Here is a 15,047-nt window from a genome sequence, read left to right on the forward strand (position 1 = left end):
TTTTATTTAGGCATGTATCATTGAAACATCCATCTCCTCAGCTGAACATATGTTCCAGTTCCGTCATATTTGTCGTCATTTCAAGTGCGACCATCAGTTTAATGCGGGCTTTTGGTCCAGTAAGACCGTTAGCAAAAATAATGCCCATATCCTTCAGTTGACGTCCACCACCTGGATAACCGTATGTATCCTGGACAATTCCTTGATAGCATCGCGAGACCAGCACAATAGGAATCGCATCATCAAGGGTACGCTGCAAAGCATCAACCGTTTCTGGTGGTAAATTCCCTTGTCCTAGGGCCTCGATGACCAGACCATCCACATGGCTTTCCCGGACGGCGTCAATCAAAGTCCCATCCATGCCTGCGTATGCTTTGATGAGGGCCACTTGCTTTCCTATATCCTGAATAGGGTAAGAATCACGGCGTGTCATTTTATGATGGAAGAAGACTTCCGTTTTTGTAGTAATACCGATTGGACCATATTGGGGGCTTTGGAATGTCGCTACATTACTCGTACTTGTTTTCGTTACGTTCTTAGCTGTATGAATTTCATCATTCATGACAACAAGCACACCTTTGTCCTGCGCCTCGTCACAATTGGCTACCCTGATTGCGCTTAATAAGTTATACAGACCATCTGATCCAATTTCATTACTTGAACGCATAGCGCCGGTGACGACTACGGGTTTTCTCGTCTGCAAAAACAAATCCAAGAAATAAGCGGTTTCTTCTAGTGTATCTGTCCCATGAGTGATCACAATGCCGTCATAATTTTTTCTGGACATTTTCTCATGGATGGACCGCCCCAGTTTCAGCATGTGATCCGGCCGGATATGCGGGGAAGGGAGGTAGAATAAAATTTCGTCTTCTATGACCGTGTTCCCTTTAAGCATCGTTGAGATCTCATCCAAAGGATGCTTGGATGACGTGTTCACTTCACCTGTTTCTTTGTTTTCCTTCATAGATATTGTGCCACCTGTGTGGATGACCAGTATACGTTTCATACTTACACCATCTTCCATTTAAATGTTCCTTTTCTCATACCTTCATGATACGATGAAACGTAGGTGAAAGAAAGAGAGAGGGTTGAGAAATATGGCCATTTTGACTGCCGCTATATCTCCTGCCGTGGCCATCATGACATTTATATATTTAAGTAAACGGATCGAATTAGAGCCCCTTCCGCTAATTATCCGTATGTTCATCATAGGCGTAATCATGGTTTTTCCTATCATGTTCATTCAGTATGCTTTTGAAGCTGAGAACGTATTTCATTCCTCATTTTTGAAATCATTTTTCCTCGCTGGATTACTAGAAGAATTCTTCAAATGGTTCTTTTTGTTATTCGTGGCGTATCGTCATTCTGATTTTGATCATCATTATGATGGAATCATATACGGAGTGGCCATCAGTTTAGGATTTGCAACGATAGAGAACATCATCTATATCTTTCAAAACGGAATTGAAATTGCCATATTACGTGCTGTTTTTCCAGTTTCATCACATGCCCTTTTTGGTATCATCATGGGGTTTTATATGGGAAAAGCTAAGTTCAGAACGAACCGTTCGAACTGGTGTCTAGCGTTCGGCCTGGCTATTCCTGTAGGATTACACGTCATGTATGACTATATAATTACTGTAAAAGAAATGACATGGATGTACTGGATTACCCCTTTTATGATTATTTTGTGGCTTATCGGGTTTCGTAAGATCAAAATAGCGAATCAGCATCATGAAAAATTATTAAAACCATGAAGAACAGCCATCGAGCTGTTCTTTTTTATTTAAAAAGATTGCGAAAGATCATTTCTGACTCAAACTGTTATTGAAAAATCAGGTTTGTGGATAGTTCGAAACTTTGTCTTGATTATATAGAAAGCATGGATTAATATCATGTCTTTCATAGTTGCTGAGTCCATAAATGAAAATATGCATAATCTTTTGGTTCTGTTAAAAACTACCCCTATAACAAAACTATTGGGTCAGGGGTGGATATTGGATGGTATGGAAGAAGACGATGGTCGTTTTTTTGGGGCTAGCCTTGTTGCTTTTCCCTTTATCAGAGTTGACCTATGTCAAACCTGTCCTAGGTTTCTCAAATCAGGTCATTCAGCAAGGGGCCACGGGTGATGATGTTATTGAACTTCAATCCAGGCTGCAGTATTTAGGTTTTTACAACGGTGAAATTGATGGAGTCTTTGGTTGGGGAACCTACTGGGCTGTCCGTAATTTTCAGTACGAATTCGGTCTGGAAATTGATGGACTAGTAGGACAGGAAGTAAAAAATAAGCTGAATAAAGCAAGCAATTATGATGAGGGTTATGTAAAAGAACAAATCAGAAAAGGTAAAGATTTTACGCATTATGGAGGCACACCGAAATCTCAGCAAACCAAACAAGGAAATCAAGAGCAGCAAAACCAGCAAAACCAGCAACAACAACAAAATCAGCAGCAACAACAACCCGAGGAACCGACAGCCGTCAATGTTCCAAGTGGTTATTCGCAAAATGACATACAGTTGATGGCGAACGCTGTTTACGGTGAAGCCCGCGGAGAGCCTTATGTAGGCCAGGTGGCCGTAGCAGCTGTTATATTGAACAGGATCAAGAGTGCATCATTCCCTAATAATGCATCGGGTGTCATTTTCGAACCTCGTGCTTTTACTGCTGTAGCTGATGGTCAAATTTGGCTTGAGCCTAATGATCAGGCTAAAGAGGCGGTCATGGATGCCATTAACGGCTGGGATCCTTCTGGTCAGGCCTTGTACTACTTCAATCCGGCCACAGCGACATCAGACTGGATCTGGTCAAGGCCGCAAATCAAACAAATCGGCAAACATATTTTCTGTAAATAGGAGGTGGGCGTATGGGAAAATGGATCGCCATCATATTACTGAGTATAACAACGATCGGTGCAGGTGTATGGGGATATAAAGAGAACCAGGATAAGAATGCTGTCCTGATTCAAGCTGAAAACAGCTATCAACGAGCATTTCATGAACTGACTTACAATGTTGATCTTCTCCATGACAAAATCGGTTCAAGTTTAGCCATGAACTCTCGAAACCGGCTATCACCTCAACTCGCTGAAATATGGAAAATTTCTTCTGATGCAAGTTCAGATGTAGGTCAATTGCCACTGACGCTTCTTCCATTTAATAAAACGGAAGAATTCTTACACGACATCGGTGAGTTTACTTATCGTACAGCCGTACGGGATCTGGAAAAGAAACCCCTTAGTGAAGAGGAGATTCAAATGCTTGAGGAGCTTCACAAAAAGTCGGGTGAAATAGAAGGAGAACTAAGAAAAGTTCAAAATGTCGTAATGAAAGATAATCTAAGGTGGATGGATGTTGAACTTGCCTTGGCCACGAACGATGAAGTTGGAGATAACACGATCGTTAATGGGTTCAAGACCGTCGAAAAATCGGTGGATGGTTTTGAGAAATCTGTGACTAAAACGAGCCTTGGAACCTCCGGACCGGAGAAGAGCTTCCGCCACCTTAAAGGTGAAAAGATTGATGAGAAACAAGCGAAGAAAATCGCCAGTCAATGGCTGGAAAAAGTATCCACTGATAAGCTTACGGTTACAAAGTCTGGAAAAGGCGCCGATGTACCCATGTACACCGCTTCTTTCCAAAACGGTGATAAGAATGGCTACATCGATTTAACGGAAAAAGGAGGACATCCTTTGACCATAATGATCAGCCGTAAAGTGGGAGAGCCGAAAATATCACTTTATGAAGCATCTGAAAAAGCTAAAGAGTATGCGAAAGGCTTGGAAATATCTAATCTGGAGCTTGTCGAAAGCAACCAATATGACAACATGGGGGTTTTCCGTTTTCTCTACACTCAAAATGATGTCAGGTTCTTCCCTGATTCAGTTGTGGTAAAAGTAGCGCTTGATAATGGCGAAGTGCTGGGAATGAGCGCGCGTGATTATTATAATTTCCATAGTGAGCGAGAACTAAATGAACCTGAAATTTCGTTGGAAGAAGCAAGAACGAAAGTTAACCCGAATGTTGAGATCCAGGAGAATCACCTTTCTGTGATTGAAAATGATGTCAACGAACAAGTTCTTTGTTACGAATTTCTTGCTACGATGGAAAATACGACCTATCGGATTTTTATTAACGCGACCAATGGACAAGAAGAAAAAGTGGAAACGTTGAAGAAAGCGGAAATGAAATTCAACCAGGAAGTCTAAAAAAGAACCCTTTAACCAGGGTTCTTTTTCTGTGTCTTTAGACCTAACATCTTCCTTTTTCTGAAGAGGCATGAGATAATATAACCATGTTTATTGAGGGGGAGCATGATGCAGAATTTGAAGGTTGGGACACCTCTGACGTTAGAGTTAAGAAAATCAGAAGTCGAGGAAGTTGATCAATACAAGTGTAAATTGGTGGACTTTGAAGATGGTAAAATTTACATTGATTATCCTGTACATAATAAGACCGGAAGGACAGGTTTTTTTCTGGATGGTACACAATTCCAAGCAAGTTTTGTCGGTCAGGACGAATCTGTTTATTGGTTTAAGACAGAAGTCATATCAAGGGAGAAAAGAAATATCCCAGTCATCGGTTTATTTTTTCCTGGTATGGAAGAATTGAACAGGGTCCAAAGGCGCAAATATGTCCGTGTCGACGCTTCTGTGGACGTAGCTGTAGGGAGGGGCGCTTGTTCTTTTCCTACGATTACGAATGATATTAGTGGCGGAGGCTTGATGTTAAAACAATTGCCCTCTGAAAAGTTAGTGGAAGAGGAAAAGATCGATTTGACTCTTGTCCTTCCTATGAACACAGGGGAAACCCATTACGTGTGTGCAAAGGGTAAGGTGACCCGGGTGATTTTAGCGAAAAATTCCCAGCCTGAAAGAGTTTCTATTGAATTTTTAGATATTCCTGAAAAGGATAGGCAATGGATTATTAAATATTGTTTTGACCAGCAAATGCAGTCACGGATGAGAGCATTCAAATAAAATGGATTTTCATAGTAGAATTATGTTATTCTTGACTGTGATCATTAAGCAAAAATTTTAGAGAAAACGCGCTGTGCCAGTGCGTTTTCTCTTTGATAAGACAGATGGAGGATACGGATCGTATGAACACAATGACAATTGCCATTGACGGCCCAGCGGCAGCCGGAAAAAGTACTGTAGCAAAAAAAGTCGCAGAAAAGCTATCATTTATTTATGTGGATACAGGTGCAATGTATCGGGCATTGACATGGAAGGCATTGAAGAATGGCGTCTCGCTTGAAGATGAGGCTGGTCTGGCTCTTCTTCTAAGTCAATCTGATTTAAACCTTATTCAAAGTGAAGCGGGACAAAGGGTCATCCTCGATCACCGCGATGTTTCCGAAGAAATCAGAACAGCAGAGGTTACCAATCAAGTGTCGATCGTTGCTAAACACAAAGATGTGCGTGAAGAAATGGTGCAAAGACAACAGGAACTCGTCAAAGACAAGGGTGTGGTCATGGATGGCCGCGATATTGGAACCCATGTGCTTCCAGACGCGGAAGTGAAGATCTTTATGATTGCCTCTGTGGAAGAAAGAGCAGAGAGACGTCATAAAGAAAATCTTGAAAAAGGCTTTCCTTCTGATTTGAAGCAATTGAAGGAAGAGATCCGAAAACGTGATGAAATCGACTCCAATCGAGAAATTGCCCCTCTAGTTAAAGCAGAAGATGCGATCGAAATCGATACAACGTCCATGGATATTGACCAAGTAGTCGAAAAGATACTAAATATCGTGAAAAAGAACGGGGAGAAAGGGGAGCAGGGATGAATCTATATAAATTAGGAAAAGCCTTGTGCAGCATTATCTTATATCCGATGTACAGAATAAAAACTGTCGGGAAAAAGAACATACCTGCAGAAGGTCCAGTCATTATTTGTTCCAACCACATCTCCAACATTGACCCGCCGGTTGTAGGCATCACAAGCAGTCGGAATATTTACTTCCTTGCGAAGGAAGAGTTGTTTAAAAACCCAGTAATTGGGGGTATATTGAAAAAAGTCCATGCTTTTCCGATCAAACGTGGCATGAGGGATAGGAACGCCTTGAGAAAAGGTCTGGATATTCTAAAAGAAGGTCATGCACTCGGACTATTTCCTGAAGGAACAAGACAGAAAAGCGGGGAAATCGGCAAAGGTCTTGCTGGAGCTGGCTTCTTTGCATTGAGGTCTGAAGCTGCGATTGTCCCTTGCGCAATCATCGGTCCATACAAGAAATTCAGGACATTGAAAGTGGTATATGGAGAACCGATTGATATGACGGAATATCGAGAACAGAAGGCTTCTGCCCAGGTTGTGACAGATCGGATCATGGAAGAAATCAGACAATTGCATAAAATTCATCAATGATGAGGCGTAATCACTTGACAAAATGCTCTAAATATTAGAAGTTAGACAAAAGGGCATTTCTGTATTATTAGGTTGTGTCGGAATTTGAAGGAGGTAGCTTGGTATGGATGAAATGAATCAAGAAGTATCTGGAATGAAAGAATTCTCTGCAGGGGACATCGTGACTGGTAAAGTCGTGAAGATTGAAGAAAAACAGGTCCTCGTAGATGTTGGATATAAAGTCGAAGGTATTGTACCTATCAGTGAATTATCCAGCCTTCATGTAGAAAAAGCTTCAGACGCGGTGAGTGAGGGAGATGAGCTCACTCTACAAGTGAAGAAAGTGGAAGATGATGAAATTGTACTTTCTAAGCGTGCCGTTGATGCAGATCAGGCATGGGAAGATCTAGAAGCTAAGTTCGAAAGCGGAGAAATCTTTGAAGCTGAAGTCAAGGATGTTGTTAAAGGCGGCCTTGTTGTAGATATTGGGCTGCGTGGATTCATTCCAGCTTCCTTGGTCGAAACGTATTACGTTGAAGATTTTGAAGACTACAAAGGAAAGACTCTTTCCTTGAAAGTCGTGGAATTGGATCGTGAGCAAAATCGTGTAATCCTTTCCCACCGTGCAGTCGTTGAACAAGAAGAATCAGCGAAGAAGCATGAAGTGCTACAATCTCTAGAAGAAGGACAAGTCATCGAGGGCACAGTACAACGCTTGACAGACTTTGGTGCTTTTGTAAATCTCGGAGGTATTGACGGACTTGTACATATCTCCCAGTTATCCCATCAGCATGTCGAAAAAGCATCTGATGTTGTCGAAGAGGGCCAGGAAGTTAAAGTCAAAGTGCTTTCTGTCGACCGTGACAATGAAAGAATTTCTCTTTCATTGAAAGCTACACAGCCAGGACCATGGCATGATATCACTTCTAAAGTGAACCCTGGTGAAACTCTTGAAGGAACTGTTCGTCGTCTCGTAAGCTTCGGTGCTTTCGTCGAAGTGTTCCCAGGAGTTGAAGGCCTTGTCCACATTTCTCAAATTTCCAACCGCCATATCGGTACACCTGATGAAGTGTTAGAAGAAGGACAAACGGTTGAAGTGAAAGTTCTGGATGTAGATGAGAATGCTAAACGTCTTTCATTAAGCATGAAAGAGTTGGAGCGTGATGAAACTCGTGCTGAAATCCAACAGTATGAGAAAGAAGAGGACAATTCAGGATTCTCATTAAGTGACATGATTGGCGACAAACTGGATAAATACAAAAAATAAGCTCCTAAACAACCGAATTTGTTGAGCTAAAAAGTAGGGATGGATATGAGCAGATCTAAAAGAAAGATTGACCATATCCGCCACGCCATCAGTCACGAGCGGGAGATTCATAATCATTTTGATGATATCGAAATTGTTCATCAAAGTCTTGCCCGTCTCAATTTTGAGAAAATTCAAATGAATATACAAGTAGGGGAACTTTATTTAAGTTCCCCTCTTTTTGTTAATGCGATGACTGGCGGGGGCGGAGAAGAGACCATGGTGATCAACCGTAACTTGGCTCTAGCAGCAAAAGAGACGGGAATCGGGATGGCTGTCGGTTCTCAAATGTCAGCTTTGAAAAATGCAGAAGAACGCAAAACATATGAAATTGTTCGAGAGACGAACCCTGAGGGAATCATCTTTGCTAATGTGGGAAGTGAGGCTACTTTAGACCAGGCAAAAGAAGCGGTTCGTATGCTCCATGCCGATGCCCTCCAAATTCATATCAACACTCTTCAGGAGATGATTATGCCTGAAGGGGATCGTGATTTCTCACAGCGGATGCATAGGATTCAAGACATCATTGATTACATCAATGTTCCGGTAATTGTAAAAGAAGTGGGCTATGGAATGTCTAAAGAAACCGCTGATACACTCTATCAAATGGGAGTTCGTCACCTTGACGTTGGTGGAAGAGGGGGGACGAATTTCTCTAAAGTGGAGAATATGAGACGTGAGCGCGCGTATACTTCGTTCAACAACTGGGGCATCCCCACTCCTGTATCTGTACTTGAAGCATCGATTCGCGATGATTTGCATGTCTTCGCATCAGGAGGGATTCGTAATGGCCTTGACGGAGCAAAGGCTATGGTGCTTGGAGCAAAAGGTTTCGGTATGGCCGGATCCCTGCTAAAGGTACTAGTGAATGAGGGTAGAGAAGCGTTAATTGAAGAAATCCACCATGTTCTACATGAATTCAAAATAGCTATGATGCTTCAAAATGCTCTCCAACCTAAAGAATTGAATGGAAAAGCACACGTTATGTTCGGTTATACGAAACAATGGTATGACCAAAGAATGAATTAAGCCTATGACAAATCTGTCATAGGTTTTTTTGTGGATTTTCTTAAGCTTATTTAACATAAGCTCCCTTTACTTGAAAACTCAGTTTCGAGATTTTTGTTGAGTGGATGGGGGCTGCGGGGAATGTCTCGCTTTCCGCGGGGCCCCACACGAGTTATCATGAACGAAACTAGCCCCTTACTCGTAAAATCGTAGGTTGAGTTGGGTAGACTGTTTACTGTTAAAAACACTACCTAAATCAGAGCTACATTACGGAAGGAGCTAGTTACTATGAAGGATACCATTAAATATGTAGGTTTAGACGTATCAAAAGAAAAAATTGCTGTTGCTATTGCGGAGGAAGGTAGAGAGAATCCGAGGTATTTTGGAGTTATTCCTCACACCCCAGTAGGAATAAGAAACTTAGTGAAAAAACTTGGAGATCCCTCCACCTTGCGTTTCTGCTATGAGGCTGGACCTACTGGATACCCATTGTACAGGCAATTTCTTGCCTTAGGACTTCATTGTGAGGTTATTGCTCCGTCTCTAATACCTCAAAGGCCAGGGGAACGTATTAAAACCGATCGACGAGATTCCATCCGCCTCGCTCAATTATACCGAGCTGGTGAGTTAACTTCGATTTATGTTCCTACCCACGAAGACGAAGCTCTTCGTGATCTTGTGAGAGCTCGCGAAGATGCGAAAGAAGACGAGTTAAGGGCTAAACACCGTTTGACCAAGTTCTTACTTCGCCATTCCATTCAACCACCTAGCGGAGTAAACGCATGGACAAAGAAATATCGGGAATGGCTAAATGCGCTTAAGCTTGAAAATTCTTTATTACGTTGCGTCTTTCAAGAATATTACCACCATCTTCAAGAAATTGAACAGCGTATTAAACGCTTTGAAGAAGAAATTCATATCCAAGCGGCGGAAGGCATTCATGCAACTACGATTCAAGCTCTCCAATCCTTAAGGGGAATAGCTCAGATTACGGCTGTAAGTCTTGTCGCTGAGATTGGTTCCTTTAAACGCTTTTCAACCGCTAAACATTTCATGGGGTATGTAGGGTTGATTCCGAGCGAATCGTCGAGTGGGGAAAGTCGTAAACAAGGAAGTATCACGAAAACAGGAAATCGTCATGTGAGGCGTTTATTGATTGAGTCTTCTTGGAGTTACCGACACCAACCGGCTGTAAAAGGAGATTTGAAAAAACGACAAAAAGGACAGCCGGCCAATATTCTGTCGATCTCTTGGAAAGCCCAACACAGACTTCACAATAAATACTTTCGTTTATTATCTAGAGGAAAAGAACAGGGGAAAACAATCACCGCCGTAGCCAGAGAATTGGCAGGATTTATTTGGGCTGTGACTCAAGAATTAGATGAAGAAATCTGCCATTAAGCACTGAGATATAAAAAGATGAAACGTAAGTCTCTTACCCATAGATTTATGAGATTAGGGCTCGAAGGCAAAGAAGAACACCGGAAAGGAAAACCCACGTGCCTCCTTTGTGCTATATCTACTCAGATTAACGCACGTTCCGAGTTAGTGGAAACGTCCTTTATACGGAAAGATAAAATGTGAAAACCCACGAATATCAGAATGCTAACCGCAGCTGAGTTTTTGCCTTCGTGCCGTGCCCTCATCGTCTAACGAAAAGGAGGAAAGTATCTTCTTAAGCTTGAAAATAGAGTCTCATCCCTTGGAGTGACAGTCAAGGAAAGCACTTGACAGCCACTCCAAGGGATGAGAAGGAATCAGTAAGCTAAAGAAGGACCCACTGTGTCTTATCAAGACAAAAATCCACCATTGATAAAGAAGCTAAAAACAGCTTCTCTTCTTTAAAGCGTCTTATTTTAATCCAACGATAAATGTAGTAGGGGTATCTTGACAGTTTCGTTCATATCAGGAGGCTTGCCGTCATCCCCGCAGGAAAGCGAGTAGCTTCCCGACCAACCCTGACGCCCAACATAGCAACGAACCCAGGAAACATCTCGAAACTGAGTCTTCCACAATTCTGCCATTCTTAAATAACTAATAATCACAACCACTGGGTTAACAGACCATTTCTTTATAGAAAATGTTTAAAGCTTTCCTGAACCACACATAATAAATGATGAAGCTTGGGAGGTGTGGGTCTTGGAGGTAACGTTTTATTGGTTTGCTTGGTCGCTAACGGTCATAGCCATCTTTTTCATTCAACGGCGGAAATTGAAACGCGATTTATTACTGGTTTTGGGTGTTCTTATGTGTACATACGACATGCTTTCTTGGAGTCAAAAAGGGCAGGTTTACTTTCACGTTTTTATCCTTATATTCTTCGGCACTTATCTTTTTATAACGATCAGAAGGGCGTGGTTTGATTATTTCTGGCCGTTTATTTTCAGTATTGGGTACGCAGCTGTTTGGATGTTTCTCATTGTCCATCCTGTGTGGGTGAATTTCCCCGGAATTTCTTTGTTTCTCCTACTGATCGTAGGTCTTCTCCGTGTGTTTATTAAGGATGTAGGCGGTCAGATGGGGCTGTGGATGTTGACAAATGCCGGGGGGACCTTTTTTTCATTCCTTATCTTCTCCCTTTACCAAAACGAAGGGCTGATTGACACTCATGTCATGCTTTCTCTCTCGATAAAAGGGGTGTTTGTGCTGCTCCTATTTCATGGTGTAGGTCAGCTGAAGAGATCTATACGTAAAAAAAGAAAATCCATATCAAAAGGAGCTGCTTTTGTGTGAATGAATACACCTATCCAATAATACTAGGAATCCTTGTCGGGACAGCTCTTCGCGTCTTTATGCTGCGGACGGATTACAGACAGTATCCGACTTATCTTCACGGGAAAATCATCCACTTATCTTTAGGATTTATTGCCGCGGCGCTTGGAACGATCGCCATTCCTTCCATTATGGAAAAAGAATTCACCGCCGTGACCTTCTTGACGTTAGCTGCTTCTCAATTTCGGGAAGTACGTAATATGGAGCGGAATACATTGACGGAAATGGACTCATATGAACTTGTCCCGCGAGGCAATACGTATATTGAAGGTATAGCCGTCGCTTTTGAGAGTAGGAATTACCTCGTCATTTTCACTTCTTTTGTGGTCACTCTTTGCTATTTAGCACTTAATATTTGGGTGGCTTTAGCAGCTGCAGTCGTATGCTTTTTTCTATCAGGAATGTTAATGAGCGGTTCGAAGCTCTCGGATATCGTGACGGTAGAGGAGAAACCCATTTCCTTCGACGGCGCCGGGTTATATGTCGATAACATTTATATCATGAACATTGGTTTACCTGAGCGGCAGGAAGAGATCATGAAATATGGAATGGGCTTCGTTTTGACCCCTAAAGAATTCAGCGTGCGGTCTACCATTGCCAATCTAGGGCAGAGACAGGCCATTTTGCATGATGTATCTGTAACATTAGGGGTTTTCAGGGATTCAGGCACTCCCGCTCTTGTGCCACTAATTAAAAGAGATTTGAATGATGGAAGGATTGGAGTGTTCATTCTTCCTCAAGAGAAAGATTCAAAACGAGCGAAAGAAATTATTGAACACGTACCCGTCCTTGAAAATGCAATACAAATGCCTTCGAGAAAAGGTAGGAGGAATCATTCATGAAAATGGAGAAGGCCATTTTGGCAGCTGTGACTACGGAGGATGATCGGGTCCATGGCAGTGCAGCTGTGTTTAAATGCGACACGAAGGAAGAGATGGAAGCTGTTGCGGCAAACCTAGAAGCCATTTTAGATGGAATTGCTCATGCATTAAGTGATCAACTCTATATTATCGTCAAGCATTGAGAAAGAATTGTTTCTTTTTCTAAAGTTTGCTAAGATAATAAAGTTAATGGCTTCCTGCTGTTCTTCGGAAGATGGGCTATTAAACCATCGCCCGGGGGAGAGCAGTATTTTTTTGCTTTTCACTACTGAGGAAACATGGAATAATGAAAATAGAAATAAAGAAAGGATGATCCTTTCATGAGAAAATCAGTAATTGCTATTGTAGGCCGACCGAATGTTGGGAAATCAACAATCTTCAACCGACTGGTCGGAGAAAGAATCTCTATTGTAGAAGATACCCCCGGTGTCACGAGAGACCGGATTTATGCAGAAGCCGAATGGCTGACCACACGATTCAATGTCATTGATACGGGTGGGATTGAGCTTGGGGACGAGCCGTTGCTCGTGCAAATGAGAGCCCAGGCGCAAGTAGCTATTGATGAAGCGGATGTCATTGTATTCATGGTAAACGGTCGTGATGGAATTACAGGAGCTGACGAAGAAGTCGCAAAGCTTCTATTTAAATCGAATAAACCGGTCGTTCTTGCAGTGAACAAGGTGGACAACCCTGAAATGAGAGAAAACATTTATGAATTCTACTCTCTCGGTTTTGGAGAACCTTTCCCAATCTCAGGCACACACGGGCTTGGACTTGGAGATATGCTTGATGAAGTAGTGAAACACTTCCCGGAAAAAATCCAGGAAGAGATCGATGATGATACCATTCGTTTCAGTTTAATTGGCCGACCGAATGTTGGGAAATCATCGCTCGTAAACAGCCTACTTGGACAGGAACGCGTTATTGTCAGTGATATTGCTGGTACGACAAGGGATGCCATCGATACTCCTTTCACGAAAGACGATCGAGATTATGTGATCATCGATACAGCTGGAATGAGAAAACGAGGCAAAGTTTATGAAACGACCGAAAAGTACAGCATCATGAGGGCGTTGAAGGCGATTGAACGCTCAGATGTTGTTTTGACTCTAATTGATGCTGATGCAGGCATTCAAGAACAGGACAAGAAGATCGCGGGCTATGCCCACGAAGCAGGAAAAGCTGTCATTATCGTCGTCAACAAATGGGATACCATAGAGACGGAAGAAAAAACGATGAAGGAGTTTGAAGATAAGGTTCGGGATCAATTCCGTTTCCTTGACTATGCTCCCGTTGTCTTTTTATCTGCCAAAACGAAAAAACGGATTCATACATTGATTCCAAAAGTTTTGGAAGCAAGTGAGAATCATGCGAAGCGTGTACAAACGAATCTGCTTAACGAAGTCATTATGGATGCCCTTGCTATGAATCCATCTCCGTCCATCAAGGGGCAGAAGCTGAAAATTTTCTACGCTACTCAAGTTTCTGTTAAACCGCCAAGTTTTGTGGTCTTCGTTAATGAACCTGAATTGATGCACTTCACCTATGAGCGATTCTTGGAAAATAGGATCCGCGAAGCTTTTGGTTTTGAAGGAACGCCAATCAAGATCTTTGCAAGAAGACGTAGCTGATTCATTCAGGAAGGGAGTAGGTAGCATGGAGAAAGTAGCTGTACTTGGGGCGGGGAGCTGGGGCACAGCTCTTGCCCTCGTTCTTGCTGATAATGGGCACGAGGTTCATCTTTGGACACACAGAGAGAATCTAGCTCAAGAAATCAACCAAACGCATCGAAATGAAAAATATTTGAAAGAAATTGATCTTCCTCATTCGATTAAGGCAAGCCATGATCTAGGAGCGGTTGTAGAGAAAGCGGAACATGTCATATTAGTCGTTCCTACAAAGGCAATGAGAGAAGTATGCGGTCAATTGAAGCAAGTACTAAACGGAAAAGTAATCATTACACACGCCTCAAAAGGGATAGAGCCTGGCTCTTACAAGCGTGTTTCGGAAGTGATTTCCGAGGAGATCCCCGAAGAAAAATATGAGGGGATCGTTGTCCTTTCCGGTCCAAGTCATGCGGAAGAAGTGAGTCTCAGGCAGCCAACTACTGTAACCGTTTCTTCAAAAGAACTAGTTGTAGCGGAGAAAGTACAGGACCTCTTCATTAACCGGCAATTCCGCGTTTACACATCTCCTGATCTGGTCGGTGTGGAGCTTGGAGGGGCATTGAAAAACATTATCGCCCTTGGTGCTGGTATTTCTGACGGGCTTGGATATGGGGATAACGCCAAAGCGGCTCTTATTACTAGAGGGCTTGCTGAAATTGCCCGTCTTGGAACTTCGATGGGAGCAAACCCGCTTACCTTTTCCGGCCTGACAGGAATCGGTGACCTTATTGTAACTTGTACGAGCTCTCACAGCCGAAATTGGAGAGCAGGAAATAAACTAGGACAAGGGTACCCATTGGACGATGTTTTAGATCAAATGGGTATGGTCGTAGAAGGTGTAAGGACGACAAAAGCCGCTTTTCAACTTGCTCAAGAACAAGGAGTTGAAATGCCGATCACTTCAGGAATCTATAGAATCTTATTTGAATCGGCTGACCCAAGAGATGTCGTTGACGAATTGATGACAAGGATTCGACGCCATGAAATGGAGGATTTGACAAATATTCTTGATGAAAAGATGAATGACTGACACATATCGACTCTCGTGCATATACTACACAGAACCTA

At 42.4% G+C, this 15,047-nt stretch carries 15 protein-coding genes; 14 read left to right on the plus strand and 1 reads right to left on the minus strand.

The annotated features are described in order from the left end of the window. Positions 1-37: 37 nt before the first annotated feature. On the minus strand, positions 38-1,006 hold the full coding sequence (locus tag ACQ4XT_RS14945; RefSeq protein WP_446854372.1) for an asparaginase: 969 nt from the start codon (positions 1,004-1,006) through the stop codon (positions 38-40). A gap of 91 nt (positions 1,007-1,097) precedes the next feature. Here ACQ4XT_RS14945 and prsW point away from each other — a divergent pair, with 91 nt between their 5' ends. The 14 genes from prsW (at position 1,098) to ACQ4XT_RS15015 (ending at position 15,009) form a co-directional block, all read left to right on the plus strand. Further along, positions 1,098-1,757 (plus strand): glutamic-type intramembrane protease PrsW, encoded by a 660-nt coding sequence (gene prsW / locus ACQ4XT_RS14950; protein WP_446854373.1) that lies wholly within the window; start codon positions 1,098-1,100, stop codon positions 1,755-1,757. Positions 1,758-2,001: 244 nt separating this feature from the next. Then, positions 2,002-2,856: a spore cortex-lytic enzyme gene (sleB, locus tag ACQ4XT_RS14955; protein ID WP_446854374.1), complete on the plus strand. Its 855-nt coding sequence runs from the start codon at positions 2,002-2,004 to the stop codon at positions 2,854-2,856. An 11-nt stretch (positions 2,857-2,867) separates the two neighbouring features. Further along, complete coding sequence (ypeB, locus tag ACQ4XT_RS14960) at positions 2,868-4,208, plus strand: germination protein YpeB (protein WP_446854375.1); 1,341 nt, start codon at positions 2,868-2,870, stop codon at positions 4,206-4,208. Positions 4,209-4,316: 108 nt separating this feature from the next. After that, positions 4,317-4,979 carry a flagellar brake protein gene (locus tag ACQ4XT_RS14965; RefSeq protein WP_446854376.1) on the plus strand — a complete coding sequence of 221 codons (663 nt, stop codon included), beginning with the start codon at positions 4,317-4,319 and terminating at the stop codon, positions 4,977-4,979. 122 nt (positions 4,980-5,101) lie between these two features. Then, positions 5,102-5,788 carry a (d)CMP kinase gene (gene cmk, locus ACQ4XT_RS14970; protein ID WP_446854377.1) on the plus strand — a complete coding sequence of 229 codons (687 nt, stop codon included), beginning with the start codon at positions 5,102-5,104 and terminating at the stop codon, positions 5,786-5,788. Beyond that, positions 5,785-6,366, plus strand: a complete 582-nt coding sequence (locus ACQ4XT_RS14975; RefSeq protein ID WP_446854378.1) for a lysophospholipid acyltransferase family protein — start codon at positions 5,785-5,787, stop codon at positions 6,364-6,366. Before cmk ends, ACQ4XT_RS14975 begins: the two co-directional genes overlap by 4 nt. Positions 6,367-6,469: 103 nt before the next feature. Further along, on the plus strand, positions 6,470-7,612 hold the full coding sequence (rpsA, locus tag ACQ4XT_RS14980) for a 30S ribosomal protein S1 (protein ID WP_446854379.1): 1,143 nt from the start codon (positions 6,470-6,472) through the stop codon (positions 7,610-7,612). A gap of 45 nt (positions 7,613-7,657) precedes the next feature. Then, complete coding sequence (gene fni / locus ACQ4XT_RS14985; protein ID WP_446854380.1) at positions 7,658-8,680, plus strand: type 2 isopentenyl-diphosphate Delta-isomerase; 1,023 nt, start codon at positions 7,658-7,660, stop codon at positions 8,678-8,680. A 267-nt stretch (positions 8,681-8,947) separates the two neighbouring features. Beyond that, positions 8,948-10,060 carry an IS110 family RNA-guided transposase gene (locus ACQ4XT_RS14990; protein ID WP_446854381.1) on the plus strand — a complete coding sequence of 371 codons (1,113 nt, stop codon included), beginning with the start codon at positions 8,948-8,950 and terminating at the stop codon, positions 10,058-10,060. A 738-nt stretch (positions 10,061-10,798) separates the two neighbouring features. Next, positions 10,799-11,392 (plus strand): YphA family membrane protein, encoded by a 594-nt coding sequence (locus ACQ4XT_RS14995; RefSeq protein WP_446854382.1) that lies wholly within the window; start codon positions 10,799-10,801, stop codon positions 11,390-11,392. Further along, complete coding sequence (locus ACQ4XT_RS15000) at positions 11,389-12,273, plus strand: YIEGIA family protein (RefSeq protein ID WP_446854383.1); 885 nt, start codon at positions 11,389-11,391, stop codon at positions 12,271-12,273. Before ACQ4XT_RS14995 ends, ACQ4XT_RS15000 begins: the two co-directional genes overlap by 4 nt. Next, the gene (locus ACQ4XT_RS15005) at positions 12,270-12,455 is read left to right on the plus strand and encodes a capping complex subunit for YIEGIA (RefSeq protein WP_206945209.1); all 186 of its coding nucleotides are present in this window, start codon (positions 12,270-12,272) and stop codon (positions 12,453-12,455) included. The genes ACQ4XT_RS15000 and ACQ4XT_RS15005 overlap by 4 nt, the downstream gene beginning before the upstream one ends. A gap of 177 nt (positions 12,456-12,632) precedes the next feature. Next, positions 12,633-13,943, plus strand: coding sequence for a ribosome biogenesis GTPase Der (gene der / locus ACQ4XT_RS15010; RefSeq protein ID WP_446854384.1), 1,311 nt, complete (start codon positions 12,633-12,635; stop codon positions 13,941-13,943). 25 nt (positions 13,944-13,968) lie between these two features. Then, entirely contained in the window at positions 13,969-15,009 is a 1,041-nt protein-coding gene (locus ACQ4XT_RS15015; RefSeq protein ID WP_446854385.1) for an NAD(P)H-dependent glycerol-3-phosphate dehydrogenase, read from the plus strand. The last annotated feature ends 38 nt before the right edge of the window (positions 15,010-15,047 follow it).

The organism is Halobacillus sp. 12SKB (assembly GCF_052941655.1).

Coding starts and splice junctions, on each gene's coding strand:
- ACQ4XT_RS15015 (WP_446854385.1), top strand. CDS start 13,969: ATGGAGAAAGTAGCTGTACTTGGGGCGGGGAGCTGGGGCACAGCTCTT.
- prsW (WP_446854373.1), top strand. CDS start 1,098: ATGGCCATTTTGACTGCCGCTATATCTCCTGCCGTGGCCATCATGACA.
- ACQ4XT_RS14990 (WP_446854381.1), top strand. CDS start 8,948: ATGAAGGATACCATTAAATATGTAGGTTTAGACGTATCAAAAGAAAAA.
- fni (WP_446854380.1), top strand. CDS start 7,658: ATGAGCAGATCTAAAAGAAAGATTGACCATATCCGCCACGCCATCAGT.
- sleB (WP_446854374.1), top strand. CDS start 2,002: ATGGTATGGAAGAAGACGATGGTCGTTTTTTTGGGGCTAGCCTTGTTG.
- cmk (WP_446854377.1), top strand. CDS start 5,102: ATGAACACAATGACAATTGCCATTGACGGCCCAGCGGCAGCCGGAAAA.
- rpsA (WP_446854379.1), top strand. CDS start 6,470: ATGGATGAAATGAATCAAGAAGTATCTGGAATGAAAGAATTCTCTGCA.
- ACQ4XT_RS14965 (WP_446854376.1), top strand. CDS start 4,317: ATGCAGAATTTGAAGGTTGGGACACCTCTGACGTTAGAGTTAAGAAAA.
- der (WP_446854384.1), top strand. CDS start 12,633: ATGAGAAAATCAGTAATTGCTATTGTAGGCCGACCGAATGTTGGGAAA.
- ACQ4XT_RS15005 (WP_206945209.1), top strand. CDS start 12,270: ATGAAAATGGAGAAGGCCATTTTGGCAGCTGTGACTACGGAGGATGAT.
- ypeB (WP_446854375.1), top strand. CDS start 2,868: ATGGGAAAATGGATCGCCATCATATTACTGAGTATAACAACGATCGGT.
- ACQ4XT_RS14945 (WP_446854372.1), bottom strand. CDS start 1,006: ATGAAACGTATACTGGTCATCCACACAGGTGGCACAATATCTATGAAG.
- ACQ4XT_RS14975 (WP_446854378.1), top strand. CDS start 5,785: ATGAATCTATATAAATTAGGAAAAGCCTTGTGCAGCATTATCTTATAT.